The sequence below is a fragment of the Neorhizobium huautlense genome (assembly GCF_030811685.1).
In the GTDB taxonomy this organism is placed as follows: domain Bacteria; phylum Pseudomonadota; class Alphaproteobacteria; order Rhizobiales; family Rhizobiaceae; genus Neorhizobium; species Neorhizobium huautlense_A.
Window position 1 is genome coordinate 78,351 of the sequence record NZ_JAUSRF010000006.1, and the last position, 15,204, is coordinate 93,554.

11 protein-coding genes are annotated in these 15,204 nt (G+C 60.4%); 6 read left to right on the forward strand and 5 right to left on the reverse strand.

Annotated elements, in window-relative coordinates; translation table 11 throughout:
* The first annotated feature begins 34 nt into the window (after positions 1-34).
* Positions 35-961, forward strand: coding sequence for a polyprenyl synthetase family protein (locus tag J2T09_RS10445; RefSeq protein WP_306834016.1), 927 nt, complete (start codon positions 35-37; stop codon positions 959-961).
* 46 nt (positions 962-1,007) lie between these two features.
* Positions 1,008-1,649 (forward strand): LysE family translocator, encoded by a 642-nt coding sequence (locus J2T09_RS10450; RefSeq protein WP_306834018.1) that lies wholly within the window; start codon positions 1,008-1,010, stop codon positions 1,647-1,649.
* A gap of 77 nt (positions 1,650-1,726) precedes the next feature.
* Here the strand turns inward: J2T09_RS10450 and J2T09_RS10455 are convergent, their stop codons facing one another.
* The 3 genes from J2T09_RS10455 to J2T09_RS10465 form a co-directional block, all read right to left on the reverse strand.
* Complete coding sequence (locus J2T09_RS10455; protein ID WP_306834020.1) at positions 1,727-2,386, reverse strand: OmpA family protein; 660 nt, start codon at positions 2,384-2,386, stop codon at positions 1,727-1,729.
* Between the two features lie 138 nt (positions 2,387-2,524).
* Positions 2,525-3,775, reverse strand: coding sequence for a flavodoxin-dependent (E)-4-hydroxy-3-methylbut-2-enyl-diphosphate synthase (gene ispG, locus J2T09_RS10460; RefSeq protein WP_306834022.1), 1,251 nt, complete (start codon positions 3,773-3,775; stop codon positions 2,525-2,527).
* A gap of 119 nt (positions 3,776-3,894) precedes the next feature.
* A complete protein-coding gene (locus tag J2T09_RS10465) occupies positions 3,895-5,073 on the reverse strand; it encodes an MFS transporter (protein WP_306834024.1) in 1,179 nt (392 codons plus the stop codon).
* Positions 5,074-5,185: 112 nt separating this feature from the next.
* On the opposite strand from J2T09_RS10465, the gene J2T09_RS10470 reads away from it, so the two are divergent.
* Positions 5,186-6,085, forward strand: a complete 900-nt coding sequence (locus tag J2T09_RS10470; RefSeq protein ID WP_306834026.1) for a DMT family transporter — start codon at positions 5,186-5,188, stop codon at positions 6,083-6,085.
* Between the two features lie 29 nt (positions 6,086-6,114).
* Here J2T09_RS10470 and pyc read toward each other — a convergent pair whose 3' ends face one another.
* Both pyc and J2T09_RS10480 read right to left on the reverse strand, forming a co-directional pair.
* Positions 6,115-9,573, reverse strand: a complete 3,459-nt coding sequence (gene pyc / locus J2T09_RS10475) for a pyruvate carboxylase (RefSeq protein WP_306834028.1) — start codon at positions 9,571-9,573, stop codon at positions 6,115-6,117.
* Positions 9,574-9,678: 105 nt separating this feature from the next.
* A complete protein-coding gene (locus J2T09_RS10480) occupies positions 9,679-10,386 on the reverse strand; it encodes a helix-turn-helix transcriptional regulator (protein WP_306834030.1) in 708 nt (235 codons plus the stop codon).
* Positions 10,387-10,865: 479 nt separating this feature from the next.
* Between J2T09_RS10480 and J2T09_RS10485 the strand changes: the two genes are divergently transcribed.
* The 3 genes from J2T09_RS10485 (at position 10,866) to fdxA (ending at position 14,928) form a co-directional block, all read left to right on the forward strand.
* A complete protein-coding gene (locus tag J2T09_RS10485; protein ID WP_306834032.1) occupies positions 10,866-13,961 on the forward strand; it encodes a helicase-related protein in 3,096 nt (1,031 codons plus the stop codon).
* A gap of 4 nt (positions 13,962-13,965) precedes the next feature.
* Complete coding sequence (locus J2T09_RS10490; RefSeq protein ID WP_306834034.1) at positions 13,966-14,391, forward strand: RNA-binding S4 domain-containing protein; 426 nt, start codon at positions 13,966-13,968, stop codon at positions 14,389-14,391.
* A 198-nt stretch (positions 14,392-14,589) separates the two neighbouring features.
* A complete protein-coding gene (gene fdxA / locus J2T09_RS10495; RefSeq protein WP_306834036.1) occupies positions 14,590-14,928 on the forward strand; it encodes a ferredoxin FdxA in 339 nt (112 codons plus the stop codon).
* The last annotated feature ends 276 nt before the right edge of the window (positions 14,929-15,204 follow it).

Here is a 15,204-nt window from a genome sequence, read left to right on the forward strand (position 1 = left end):
TGCCAGCGCTTTTGCCTCATGTCAGATAGCGGCCATGACCTCAGAAGCCAGCCCTTCCGCATCCACATTCGAAACGCGCCTGCGCGACAGCGCTGCGGAAACGCAGGCCGCTCTTGTCGCCATGCTGGGTGACGCTGCCCTGACGGGCGAAACGGTGCGGCCGTCACAACTGCTGGCCGCCATGCGGCATGGCACGCTGAACGGCGGCAAGCGCCTGCGACCGTTTCTGGTGCGCGAGACTGCGGCCATGCTGGGCGGCATGGCCGAAGCGGCGCTGCGTGTCGGCGTGGCGCTGGAATGCCTGCATTGTTACTCGCTGATCCATGACGATCTGCCGGCCATGGACGATGACGATCTGCGTCGTGGCCTGCCGACAGTACACAAGGCTTTTGACGAGGCGACCGCCATTCTGGCCGGCGATGCGCTGCTGACCTATGCGTTCGATATCATCACGGCGCCGGAAACAGATCTTTCCGACCGCCAGAAGGTGGAGCTCGTGCTCGCCCTGTCACGCGCAGCCGGCATGGGCGGCATGGTGGGCGGGCAGGTGCTCGATATCGAGGCCGAAAAGTCCCGGCCGGATGAGACCGGCATCGTCAAGCTGCAGGCCATGAAGACCGGCGCTCTCCTGCGTTTCGCATGCGAGGCCGGTGCGATCGCTGCTGGCGCCAGCGAAACCGACCGGCTGACGATGCGGAAATTTGGCGAAACCGTCGGATTGTCCTTCCAACTGGCCGATGACCTGCTCGACGTCACCTCGGATGCCGCAACGCTCGGCAAGGCAACCGGCAAGGATGCAGGCCGCGGCAAGGGCACGCTGGTTGCCCTGCATGGCACCGAGTGGGCGGAAAAGCGTCTGGATGCGCTGACGCAAGAGGCAGAAAACCTGCTCTCGCCCTATGGCGAAAAGGCTGCCATATTGCGCGACACGGCGCGTTTCATAGCCGACCGCAAGAGCTAGGGTTCGGATCCATCTGGCATCTCGAACATTTCGGGGAGAGAATGGCATGCCGGATATCTTCAGTTATCTGCCCGTCATCTGGCCAGCCTACATGGCCTATCTCATCACTGTCCTTAGTCCTGGTCCTGCCAATTTCGCCATCATGGGTACGGCGATCTCGCAAGGGCGACGTGCTGGCCTGGTCATTGCGCTCGGCATCTTCTGCGGTTCGCTGACTTGGGGCATTTCGGCAGCGCTCGGTCTGGCTGCGTTGTTGCGGACCTATGCTTTTACGCTCGAAATCATCAAGATCATCGGTGGGATTTATCTGATTTATCTCGCCTGGAAAGCTTACAGGTCTGCCCGTACGGCGGACGCAGCCCTTGCAGGCGGTGCGGCACGAACGGATTATACCGCGAGGCAGCTTTGGTTACGTGGTTATGCCATTCACATCACCAATCCCAAAGCGATCCTTGGCTGGCTCGCCATCATGTCGCTAGGACTGCCTGCCGATGCCCCACCGTCAATGATTGCAACGATGCTCGGTATTTTCAGCACGTCGAGTTTCGTCATCTTCATGGGGTATGCGCTGCTGTTTTCGACGCGGCATGCGCTACGCGTCTATAAATCCGCCCGTCGCTGGATCGAGGGCACGATGGCTGTGTTCTACAGCGTTGCCGGGGTCAAACTGCTGACCAGCCGCATCTGAGGCAGTCGCAAACGGAAACGGCCCCGCATGCCGGATGGATGCGAGGCCGTTGATGTCTGTATGATGCCGTCAGGCGATCAGTTCTGTTCGATCGGCGCGATTGCCACTTCGACGCGGCGGTTCTGGGCGCGGCCGTCCGGTGTTGCGTTGGTGGCAATCGGCTGCGACGGGCCAAAGCCCATGGTCGAGATACGGCGCTGATCGATGCCACGGCCACCGAGATAGTTCGCAACCGAAGCGGCACGACGTTCCGACAGGCCCTGGTTATGCTGCAGGCTGCCCGTCGAATCGGTGTGACCGTTGATGTCGATATAGGTCTTGCCGAACTTGTTGAGCACGATCGCGACCGAATCCAGCGTCCGGTAGAACGGCGGAATGACCTGGTCCTGATCGGTGGCAAAGGTGATGTTGGACGGCATGTTGAGGATGATGCGGTCGCCCTGGCGGGTGACGGATACACCGGTGCCCTGCAGCTCGCGGCGCAGTTCGGCTTCCTGGTTGTCCATGTAGTTGCCGATCGCACCGCCGGCCAGACCGCCGATGGCCGCGCCGATCAGCGCATTGCGGCCCTTGTTGCCGCCGCCGACCACGAGGCCGCCCAGCGCGCCGATACCGGCGCCGATGGCAGCGCCGCCGGCCGTGTTCGACATCTTCTGCTCACCCGTATACGGGTCGGTGGTGGTGCAGGCGGAAAGGAAGGTCGCGGCAAGTGCTGCGATGGCAAATTTCTTGAGCATTCGAATCGTTGTCCCCGTCGTCTGAGATGGTTTCCCTTTACCACAAAATGCGGCGAAACCACGAAACAACGGATAAGTGATCGATTGTCGGTGAAGCATGGCTTCACCGACCTTACAAACTCCCGGAGTTTTCAGGACTTATTCCGCAGCCGTCTTCTGGCCAAAACGGTTCTCGATATAGTCGATCACCAGCTTTTCGAAATCGGCGGCGATATTCGGCCCGCGCAGGGTCATGGCCTTCTTGCCGTCGATGAAGATCGGGGCTGCCGGTGTTTCGCCGGTGCCGGGCAGCGAAATGCCGATATCGGCATGTTTGCTTTCGCCCGGTCCGTTGACGATGCAGCCCATGACGGCAACGTTCAGCGCCTCGACGCCCGGATATTTCTCGCGCCAGATCGGCATGTTCTTGCGGATGTCGTTCTGGATGTTCTGCGCCAGTTCCTGGAACACGGTCGAGGTGGTTCGACCGCAGCCGGGACACGCGGCCACCACGGGAATGAACTGGCGGAAACCCATGACCTGCAGGATTTCCTGGGCCACCTGCACTTCCTTGGTACGGTCGCCATTCGGCTCGGGCGTCAGCGAAACGCGGATAGTGTCGCCGATGCCGTGCTGCAGCACGTAGCCCATTGCGGCCGAAGATGCGACAATGCCCTTGGAGCCCATGCCGGCCTCGGTGAGGCCGAGATGCAGCGCATGGTTGGAGCGTTCGGCCAGCATCGAATAACAGGCGATCAGGTCCTGCACCTGGCTGACTTTTGCCGACAGGATGATGCGGTTGCGCGGCAGGCCGATCGATTCGGCGAGTTCGGCAGAAATCAGCGCCGACTGCACGATCGCTTCATGCATGACCTGGCGGGCCGATAGCGGCGAACCCTGTTCCGAGTTGCGGTCCATCAGCGTGGTCAGGAGATCCTGATCGAGCGAACCCCAGTTGACGCCGATGCGCACCGGCTTGTCGTAGCGGATCGCCATCTCGATGATATCGGCGAACTGCTTGTCCTTCTTGTCCTTGAAACCGACATTGCCCGGATTGATACGGTATTTTGCCAGCGCCTCGGCGCAGGCCGGATGATCGGCGAGCAGCTTGTGGCCGATATAATGAAAATCGCCGACGAGGGGCACGTCCAGGCCGAGACGCAGCAGGCGTTCGCGCACCTTTGGCACGGCGGCAGCACTTTCGTCGCGGTCGACGGTGATGCGCACGATTTCCGAACCGGCCTTGTAGAGGGCGGCTACCTGCGCGACCGTCGCGTCGACGTCGGCCGTGTCGGTATTGGTCATGGACTGGACGACAACGGGCGCGCCGCCGCCGACGATCACGCCACCGACATCGACGGCAACAGTGGCGCGACGGGGTTTTGGATCAAAATCGATGGGTGAGGACATCAAACGTCTCGGTACCTTGGCTGTTGGACCACTCAGGTGGATCATGGCATGCGCCTTGTCAACCTGCGAGGGCGTCACTTTACTCCGTTCGGCCTCTCGGGGCGAGCCTTCCCGTTGCGTCAATGATGTGCGCTGTCCGCATGGCGGGCGAGCGAAGAAAACGCCATGGCGATGACGATCAGCACCGAAAGTCCGACAAAAATGATGCCAAGCCCGGTATGGCGGGCGATAAAGCCGATCGCCGATGGCGCCACCAGAATGCCGGAATAACCCATCGTGGTGACGATCGACAGGCCAACACCCGGTGCCATGCCCGGAAGGTTGCCGGCGGCAGAAAACGCAATCGGCACGATGTTGGAAATGCCGATGCCGCACAATGCAAAGCCGATGATGGCGACGCTGGAATTGCCGGCGAAGCCGATGATCACCAGCCCCACAACGGCGATGGCCGCACAGGCCCGCAGGGTTGTCACCGCGCCAAAACGGTCGCGGATCAGGTCGCCGGCAAACCGCATGACTGCCATGGTCAGCGAGAAGGCGGCGAATGCGAAACCGGAAAGCGTGGCGGAAGCACCCAGCTCATTGCGCATGTAAAGCGCGCCCCAATCAAGGATGGCGCCTTCCGGGATCATGCAGAACAGCGCCAGAATGCCGATCAGCCAGGGCAGGGGCGATCTTGGCAGGCCACGCGAATGTCCTTCCTTGCGTTCGTCGGGATGGGGGGCGTCATGGAAAACCAGTGGCCATGCAGCCGCCACCATCAGGCCCGCCACGACGGTTGCCAGAATGGAATGTGGGCCGACGCCCATGTGATCAATGAGAAAGCCGCCGGTCGATGCGCCGATCAGGCCACCCAGACTCCAGAACGCGTGGCAGGACGACATGATGGCGCGGCGCATATGGCGCTCTACCGAAACCGCATTGGCATTCATCGCCACATCCATGGCGCCGATCAGCCCGCCGAACAGAAAAATGGCGACACCGCCCAGCCAGACATTGCCGACAAAAGTCAGGTAAAGAAGGCAGGGGGTGAGCAGCACGGCGGCAAAACGGGTGACGGTACTGGAACCGAAACGGGCGATCTGGCTGCCGGCGATCGGCATCATCACCAGCGATCCCAAGCCGAACAGCAGGATCATCACGCCGAGCTTTGCCTCGTCCAGCCCGAGACGCGTCGCGAATTCCGGGATTTTGGGCGCCCAGGCGCCGATCAGAAAGCCGTTCATCAGAAACAGGAGGGCGACGCCGATACGTTCGCGGGTCACTGCAGGCCTGGCGGTTTTCGATCTGGTATCCATCTGTCCTCCCAAACAGCTTTTTCGGGCGAAGCAGAATCCCGATTGCATTCCTTCTGAAATACCCTAAAGCGCAGAGCCTGCAACCATGCGAGGCGCCACCGGGCGTGATCTCTTGAAAACCAGCACAGCCAGCGGCATTCTTTTCGTCAGCCTGTCCTATTTCGTGTTCACCCTGCACGATGCGGTGGTCAAACTTCTGGTCGCCGATGTCAGCGTCTGGCAGATCCTTTTCTTTCGCAGCACAACGATCCTGATCGCCTGCCTGATCATCGGCGGGCGCGGGTTTGTGGGTCGGGTCATCCGCACGCCCGTGATGAAGCCGATGGCGGTGCGCAGCCTTTTTCTGCTGGGTGCGTGGTTCGCCTATTACACGGCGGCGAAATCGCTGCAGCTCGCCGAACTCACCACCATCTATTACGCGGCCCCGGTCGTCGCCACGCTGCTGGCCATTCCGATCCTCCATGAAAAGGTGCCGCCGGTGCGTTGGGCGGCGATCATTCTGGGGTTTGTCGGTGTTCTGATAGCCGCCAATCCGGTCGGGCTGACAATCTCCATCCCGGTTGGTCTGGCGCTGCTCGCCGCGATCCTGTGGGCTGGTGCGAGCGTGCTGCTCCGCAAGACGGCGATGAGCGAATCGACGTTGGTGCAGATGACGCTCACCAATGCGTTTTTCGTGCTGATGACATGTGTCATGGCCATTTATCACTGGAAGCCGGTCGATCTTTCAAGTGGCACCCTGCTTCTGCTGGTCGGCCTGCTCGGCGGCACGGCGCAGGCGGCGCTGTTCGAAGCCATGCGGCGCGCGCCGGTTTCGGTTCTGGCGCCGTTCGAATATTCGTCGCTGATCTGGGCTTTCGTGCTCGGTTACGTCATCTGGCAGGATATCCCGGCCAGCAATGTCGCGTTCGGTGCCCTGCTGATTTTCTGCGCCGGCCTGCTCATTGTCTCGTCCGAACGGCTGGCGGCCCGCCGTTATCGTCTCGGCAAGCCCGATGAGGTGACGGACGCCTGAGTTTTTCAGGCGCCCGGTATCAATCAAGATCAGTTGCCGTAAACGATCAGCAGATCCTTGGCGTCGATCTGGTCGCCGGCTTTCACCAGAACTTCCGAGATCGTGCCGTCCTTTTCCGCGTGCAGCGCGGTTTCCATCTTCATCGCTTCGATGGAGAGCAGCACGTCGCCGGCCTGCACCGTCTGGCCGGCCGAGACGGCAACGGTCGAAACCACACCCGGCATCGGTGCGCCGAGATGGGCGGCATTGCCGGCCTCGGCCTTGCGGCGCACAGCGCTGGCCGAAGTGCGGTTGCGATCCGGCACCTTGATGCGGCGCGGCTGGCCGTTCAGCTCGAAGAATACTGTCACCATGCCCTGCGCGTCCGGCGCACTGGCGGCCTGGTTGACGATGACCAGCGTCTTGCCTTTTTCGATATCTGCCAGCAGTTCCTCGCCATCCGCCATTCCGTAGAAATAGGCGTGGGTTGGCAGAACCGAGACCGGGCCATAGGTGTCGGAGGCCAGCGCAAAGTCGGTGAAGACTTTTGGGTACATCAGGTAGGAGGCAAACTCGAAATCGTCGACCTTGCGTTCCAGCTTGGTCTCGATGTCTTGACGTTCCTTGTCGAGATCGGCCGGCGCCAGCAGTGAGCCGGGCACGTCCGTATAAGGCTTGTCACCCTTCAGCGCCTTTTTCTGGATCGCTTCCGGCCATCCGCCCGGAGGCTGGCCGAGGTCGCCCTTCAGCATGGCGACAACCGAATCCGGGAAGGCGATATCCTTTTGCGGGTTTTCGACGTCGGCGACGGTGAGATCCTGGCTGACCATCATCAGCGCCATGTCGCCCACCACCTTGGAAGAAGGGGTGACCTTGACGATATCGCCGAACATCTGGTTCACGTCGGCATAGGTTTGCGCGACCTTGTGCCATTTGGTTTCCAGCCCCAGCGAACGCGCCTGTTCCTTGAGGTTGGTGAACTGGCCGCCCGGCATTTCGTGCAGATAGACTTCCGAGGCCGGACCCTTCAAGTCGCTTTCGAAGGCGGCGTATTGGCCGCGCACGGCTTCCCAGTAGAACGAGATTTTTCTGATCCATTCGGGGTCGAGGCCGGGATCGCGCTCGGTGCCGGAAAGTGCCTCGACGATCGAGCCGAGGCAGGGCTGCGATGTGTTGCCTGAGAGCGCGTCCATGGCCGCATCGACCACATCGACACCTGCTTCCACGGCGGCAAGCACGGTCGCGGCCGAAATGCCGGATGTATCATGCGTATGGAAATGGATCGGCAGCGAGGTCGCTTCACGCAACGCCTTGAACAGGATTTTAGCGGCGGCCGGCTTCAGCAGGCCGGCCATGTCCTTCACGGCGATGATATGGGCGCCGGCCTTTTCCAGTTGCTGCGCCAGCGAGACGTAATATTTGAGGTCGTATTTCGGGCGGGCCGAATTGGTCAGGTCGCCGGTATAGCAGATCGCCGCCTCGCAGAGCTTGTTCTCTTCTTGCACCGCATCCATCGACACGCGCATATTGTCGACCCAATTGAGGCAGTCGAACACGCGGAAGAGGTCGATGCCGCCCTTGGCGGCCTGACGCACGAAATATTTGACGACGTTGTCGGGGTAATTCTTGTAACCGACGCCATTGGCGCCGCGCAGAAGCATCTGCAACAGCAGATTCGGCGCGCCGTCACGGATCAGCGACAGGCGCTCCCACGGGTCCTCTGTGAGGAAGCGCATGGACACGTCGAACGTCGCGCCACCCCAGCATTCCAGCGAGAACAGGTTCGGCAGCGCGCGGGCATAGACATCGGCAATGCGTGCGATGTCATGCGTACGCATGCGGGTGGCCAGCAGCGACTGGTGGCCGTCGCGCATGGTCGTGTCGGTCATCAGCACGCGGTTTTGGCCACGCACCCATTCGGCGAACTTTTTCGGGCCGAGTTCGTCGAGCTTCTGCTTGGTGCCGCTCTGGATATCGCCGTCGACATAAGGAAGCACGGGCTTCGCCGCGTTTTCCGAAGGTTCCGGCCGGCCCTTGGTTTCCGGGTGGCCGTTGACGGTAACGTCGGCGAGGTAGGTCAGCAGTTTTGTCGCGCGGTCCTGTCGCTTGACCTGCGCAAACAGTTCCGGCGTCGTGTCGATGAACCGCGTCGTATAGGTATTGTCACGGAATTTCGGGTGGGTGATGATCGCTTCGAGGAAAGTCAGGTTGGTGGCGACGCCGCGGATACGGAATTCGCGCAGCGCACGGTCCATGCGGGTGATCGCTTCCAGCGGCTGCGGCGCCCAGGCCGTGACCTTGACCAGCAGTGGGTCGTAATAACGGGTGATGATCGCGCCGGTATAGGACGTGCCGCCATCGAGACGAATGCCGAAGCCGGAGGCCGAGCGATAGGCGGTGATACGGCCGTAGTCCGGGATAAAGTTCTGTTCCGGGTCTTCCGTCGTGATGCGGCACTGCAGGGCATGGCCGTTGAGGCGGATGTCTTTTTGCGCAGGCACACCGGATTCCGGCGTGCCGATCGCGGCGCCTTCGAGAATGTGGATCTGCGCCTTGACGATATCGATACCGGTCACGACTTCGGTGACGGTATGCTCGACCTGAATGCGCGGGTTGACCTCGATGAAGTAGAATTTGCCGCTTTCCGCATCCATCAGATATTCGACGGTGCCGGCGCCGACGTAATTCGTCGCCTGTGCGATTTTCAGAGAATAATTGGCGAGTTCGGCCCGCTGTGCCTCCGAGAGATAAGGGGCGGGCGCACGCTCGACGACCTTCTGGTTACGGCGCTGGATGGAACAATCACGTTCGAACAGATGCACGACATTGCCGTGGGTATCGCCAAGAACCTGGCTTTCGACGTGGCGGGCACGTTCGACCAGCTTTTCGAGGTAGACCTCGTCCTTGCCGAAGGCTGCCTTTGCTTCGCGCTTGGCTTCGACGACTTCTCTTGCCAGATCCTTTGGGTCACGGATGGCGCGCATGCCGCGTCCGCCGCCGCCCCAGGAGGCTTTCAGCATGACCGGATAACCGATCTCCTCGGCCATCTTGGCAACCTGCGCCATATCATCCGGTAGCGGATCAGTGGCCGGCACGACCGGCACACCGACCGAGATCGCCAGATTGCGGGCTGCCACCTTGTTGCCGAGCTGGCGCATCGTGTCCGGGCGCGGACCGATGAAGATGATGCCGGCGGCGTCGCAGGCATCGACGAATTCCGGGCTTTCCGACAGAAGGCCGTAACCGGGATGGATCGCATCGGCGCCGGAAAGCTTGGCGACCCGGATCACTTCCGAAATCGACAGATAGCTTTCGATCGGGCCGAGATCTTTTTCCAGATGCGGGCCGCGGCCGACCTGATAACTTTCGTCGGCTTTGAACCGGTGCAGCGAGAGTTTGTCTTCTTCGGCCCAGATGGCGACCGTTTTGATCCCGAGCTCATTGGCCGCGCGAAACACGCGGATGGCAATTTCGGATCGGTTGGCAACGAGAATTTTCGAGATCGGCAAGACTGTCTCCCATTCGTACTTGCGATATGCTGCAAGCGCGAGACGAGCACTAATATCTTGCCGGATCAAGTCCAATCTATCGCTGAATTAGCGTCTGCGACAATCTCACGAGACAAGGCCGAGCCGGAAAGCGATGGCGACCACATGCTGTCGGTTGCTGGCTTCGAATTTTTCCTGAATGGCGTTGATGTACCAATCGACAGTGTGGTTCGAAATGCTCAGCGCCTTGGCGATTTCATGCGAGGTCATGCCTTCGGCCAGGAGGTGCAGAACTTCCGTTTCACGACGTGTCAGCGTTGTCTCGACCGACTTGATCGCCTCGAAAAGGGATGCCTGGCCGCTGAGTTCCAGCGTGCGCCAGAACATCTTTTTGGCGGCGGCGTCGAACATCGTCATTTCCGCAGGCGACAGATCGATGACCAGGCCACCGATGCTGACGTGACCAAGCAGGCCGTTACGCCCATGGATCGGAAACGTATAACCGTCGTTGAGGCCACTGCGGTTTGCGTCCTGCATCATCCGCTGGATGCGTTTGCGGTTGGGGTCGCTGCGGAACATGCTGATGGCTTCGCGCCAGCGGAACGGCCGCTGCGCCACTGCCAGCATCCGGATCGTCGGATCGACCATGCCGAATTTTTTGGCGGCATAGGTTTCCTGCCAGCCTTCAGGCCAGCGTCCACATAAAACGGTGCTGTCGAGATAGCCCAGCGTCCTGGATTTCATCCAGACGCCATAATAGCTGAACCCGTAGCTTTTCAGCACTGCCTCGAATTGCGTTGCCAGTTCTGTTTGGGTTTTTGCCTCTTGGGCCAAGACCAAAAATTGTAAAATCGAGTGAACAGTCACTCTCGCCCCCCGGCAACAGAAAAATCGGCACGCTTGTTCTCAGTCATTTCCATGTGTCTGACCAATGAACGATTCATAGTCAGTGTCGTTTCTTAGCAATGCATAAAGGATAGAGCGTGAAATCTTGCATTCAAATAAGAGCATGAATCGTATTTATACCCACATTGTCCACTGCAAAATCCGGTTAAGGTTACGTTGTCCGGAACAAATGCGGAATCGGTCGAGTCAGCGATTCGTCGCCCTTTCGTTCCCACACTGTTCCAACCGGCAGAAAAGACTCAGTTTTTGACTGCTGCTAAGCGGGCGTTCGGCAGCGTCCGCGGTCTCATTGCGAGAAACGACTTGCCTTTGCCAGACACTATCGCCATCTGTGGCGAAGCCGCCGACGGTCCCGGCCGTGGGCGAATTCTTTTTTAGTGCGGACTTTTGTCTTGAATGTTCAGCCCATGATATTGAGCGGCCGCGGCGTTACCGCGGTTCTCGGACCGACCAATACCGGCAAGACGCATTTTGCGATCGAACGCATGGTGGCGCATGGATCCGGCGTCATCGGACTGCCGCTGCGCCTTTTGGCGCGCGAGGTCTATGGCCGGCTGGTGGAAAAGGTCGGGCACCACAATGTCGCGCTCATCACCGGCGAGGAAAAGATCACGCCGCATATGGCGCGTTTTTCCGTCTGCACTGTGGAAGCCATGCCGCGCGAAACCAAGGCTGCCTTCGTTGCCATCGATGAAGTGCAGCTCGCCGGCGATCTCGAGCGCGGCCATATTTTTACGGACCGCCTGCTTCATCTGCGCGGCCGCGAGGAAACGCTTCTGCTGGGTGCCGCCACCATGCGGCCCATCCTCGAAAAACTGTTGCCGGGGATCACCGTGGTCGAGCGACCGCGCCTGTCGCAGCTGTTTTATTCCGGCCAGAAAAAGATCACCCGCTTGCCGCAACGGACCGCCATCGTCGCGTTTTCGGCGGAGGAAGTTTATGCGATCGCCGAACTGATCCGTCGCCAGCGCGGCGGGGCGGCCGTCGTGCTCGGCGCGCTCAGCCCGCGCACCCGCAACGCGCAGGTCGGGCTTTATCAGTCCGGCGATGTCGAATATCTGGTGGCGACCGATGCGATCGGCATGGGCCTCAACCTCGATGTCGATCATGTCGCCTTCGCGCAGGACCGAAAGTTCGACGGTTTTCAGTTTCGCAATTTGAACCCGTCCGAAATGGCGCAGATCGCCGGGCGTGCCGGCCGTCACTTGCGTGACGGTACGTTTGGTGTCACCGGTCAGGTGCAGCCGTTTGACGAAGAGCTGGTCGAGCGCATCGAAAGCCACCAGTTCGACAGCGTGAAAGTGCTGCAATGGCGCTCGAAAAAACTCGACTTCTCGTCTCTGCGCGAGTTGCGCAACAGTCTTGATGCTTCACCTGCCGTGCAAGGGTTGACGCGCGCGCTGCCGGCGACCGATAGCCAGGCGCTGGATCACCTGTCGCGGTATCCCGAGATCAAGGATCTGGCGACAACGGCCGAGCGTGTCGAAACGCTTTGGGATGCCTGCGCGCTGCCCGATTATCGCAGAATTGCACCGGCGCAGCATGCGGACCTCATTTCGACTCTTTTTTCCGATCTGGTGCGACACGGCGCGGTCAATGAAGAATTCATGGCCGAGCAGGTGAAAAGGGCGGACCGAACCGAAGGCGAAATCGACACGCTTTCGGCGCGAATCGCCCAGATCAGGACATGGACCTATGTTTCAAATCGCCCGGGTTGGTTGGCGCATCCGACACACTGGCAAGAAAAGACACGGGAAATCGAGGATAGGTTGTCCGACGCGCTACATGAAAGGTTGACGAAACGCTTTGTTGATCGCAGGACATCTGTGCTCATGAGGCGCCTGAGAGAGAATGCGATGCTGGAAGCAGAAATTAGTGTAAATGGCGATGTGTTCGTCGAAGGACATCACGTCGGACAACTCGCCGGTTTCCGGTTCACCGCCGTCTCGGGGACGGAAGGACCGGATGCCAAGGCCGTACAGACCGCTGCGCAAAAAGCGCTGGCTCTGGAATTCGAGGCTCGTGCCGCGCGTCTTTACGCCAGCGGCAACGGTGACCTCGCGCTTGGCTCGGACGGTTTCGTCCGTTGGCTCGGCGATCCGGTGGCCCGTCTTGCGGAAAGCGACCATGTCATGCGGCCGCGTGTCATCCTGCTCTCCGACGAGCAGCTGACCGGCGCTGCCCGTGATCATGCTGCTGCCCGTATCGAACGTTTCGTCAATCATCACATTGCCACGGTCCTGAAGCCGCTCGACGATCTGTCGCGCGCCGAAGACCTGCAGGGCATTGCCAAGGGACTGGCTTTCCAGATCGTCGAAAATCTCGGCGTGCTGTTCCGTCGCGACGTCGCAGACGACGTCAAGTCGCTGGACCAGGAAGGTCGTGCCTCGATGCGCCGTTACGGTGTGCGTTTCGGTGCCTACCACATTTTCATGCCCGCACTGTTGAAGCCGGCTCCGGCTGAACTCATCACGCTGCTCTGGGCGCTGAAGAACGACGGTCTCGACAAGCCGGGTTATGGCGAACTCATTCCGGCTCTGGCCGCTGGCCGCACCTCTGTTGTCGCCGACGCCACATATGAGCGGATGTTCTATCGTCTGGCCGGCTTCCGTTTCCTCGGCAAGCGCGCCGTGCGTATCGATATCCTCGAGCGTCTGGCCGATCTCATCCGTCCGCTCTTGCAGTGGAAGCCCGGTCAGCCGCGTCCGGAAGGCGCGTATGACGGTCGCCGCTTCACCACGACGACGGCGATGCTTTCCATTCTCGGCGCCACTGCCGACGACATGGAAGAAATTCTCAAGGGCCTTGGGTATCGCGCCGATGCCGTGAAGGCTGAAGAAGCTGCCGCATTCCTGGCCGGTGAAGACGCCAAGGCTGCCGGTGCTCCTGCGTCCGAGCCTGCGGCTGAAGCTGTTGTTTCGGAAGAGGCTGCGGCTACTGAAACTGCAACCGAAGCAGAAGCCGCGCCGGCTGAAGCTGGCGCAGAAGCCGCCGAACCGTCGCCGGAAGTTTCCGCTGAAGCCGCACCGGCAGCCGATGCCGAAGCGCCTGCCGCCGAAGCCGCTGCCACCGAGGCCGAAGAGCCGAAGCCGGTTCTCCTGTGGCGTCCGGGTGGCGGTCGCAGCGAACAGCAGCGTGGTGGCCGTCCGCAGGGCGAGCGTCGTGGCCATGGTCACCAGAACCGTGGTGGCGAAGGCCAGACTGAGGGTGGCCAGCAGCGTCGCGACAACCGTCGTGGTGGCGAAGGCCGCAACAATGAAGGTCGTGGCGAGCAGGAAGGCCGTGGTCGCGATGGCGGCAAGCCGAACCGCGGTGACCGTCGTCCCGACAATCGTGGTGGCGATCGTCCGCCGCGTGGTGATCGTCCAGATCGCAATGACCGTAACAAGTCGTCGCAGCAGCCGGCCCGTTTCGAGGCCCGCCCTCCGCGCAAGGAAAAGCCGCTGGATCCGGATTCGCCCTTCGCAAAGCTGGCTGCTCTCAAGGAGCAGCTGAAGAAGTGACGCCATGAGTGAAAAGCCATCTGGAGATCTGCGTCAGCGCATCGACAAGTGGCTTTTCTTCACGCGCATGGTGAAGTCGCGGTCCCTGGCGCAGGGGCTGCTCAATTCCGGCCACGTCCGTATCAACGGGCTGCCGATCCGCAAGCCGAGCTTCGAAGTGAAGGTCGGCGACAGGGTCGAGCTTTCTCTCGAGCGCCGGGATGTCATCCTCATCGTAAAGGCCGGTGGCGAACGTCGCGGTCCCTATGAGGAAGCCAAGGCGCTGTACGAGGACCTGACGCCGCCGCGCGAGGAAACGGAGCGCCTGAGCGCTTTCGAGCAGGCACAACGCATTCCCGGCAGTGGTCGGCCGACCAAAAAAGAACGCCGCGAAACCGATCGTCTTTTCCCGGAGGTCGGCGGACCTGACATCGATTGGCGGGACGATTAGAATAAACCGCCTCCAGTTGGCGATTTTTCGAAAAGCTTTATCCTTGCTAAGCAGGCTCAAAGGCTTTACCTGACGTTCGAAACAGCCGGATAGCCCGCCTCTGTCGTTCCAGCGGTCGCGTTGTCCTCGTCCGGCCCCAGGGGGCTCGACCTTTCCCGGAATCGGGTTCCTGACCAACGCGTTGATCTGGAGTGCCTCATGACGTACGTCGTGACCGATAACTGCATTCGCTGCAAATATACCGACTGCGTCGAAGTCTGCCCGGTGGACTGCTTTTACGAAGGCGAGAACTTTCTCGTCATCCATCCTGACGAATGCATCGATTGCGGCGTCTGCGAGCCCGAATGTCCCGCCGAGGCCATCAAGCCCGATACGGAGCCGGGTCTCGACAAGTGGCTGAAGCTCAATGCCGAATATGCCCAGGTCTGGCCGAATATCACCATCAAGCGTGATGCTATGCCGGAAGCCAAGGAAATGGATGGCGTTACCGACAAGTTCGAGCAGTTCTTCTCTTCCGAACCGGGGTCTGGTGATTGATTTTGCTGAATGTTTGGCGGTGGGATTTCTCACCGTCGGACCAGCAATTCAGACAGAAACGAGCAATGTCATTTGGCATTGCCTAACCCTTGCGCAGTGATTCGGGCGTTGTTTCTTCGCAACGGCGAAACCAAATCATTGATTTCCGCCTATTTTTGTGGTAGACAACCAATACTGTTCCACAAAGCGGCATGCGTGTGCCCTAAAAACATCACGAAAACAACACGTCCCTTTCGCACGATCCCGCGAGTTTTTATCAAGTCCGGGTCGATCGCT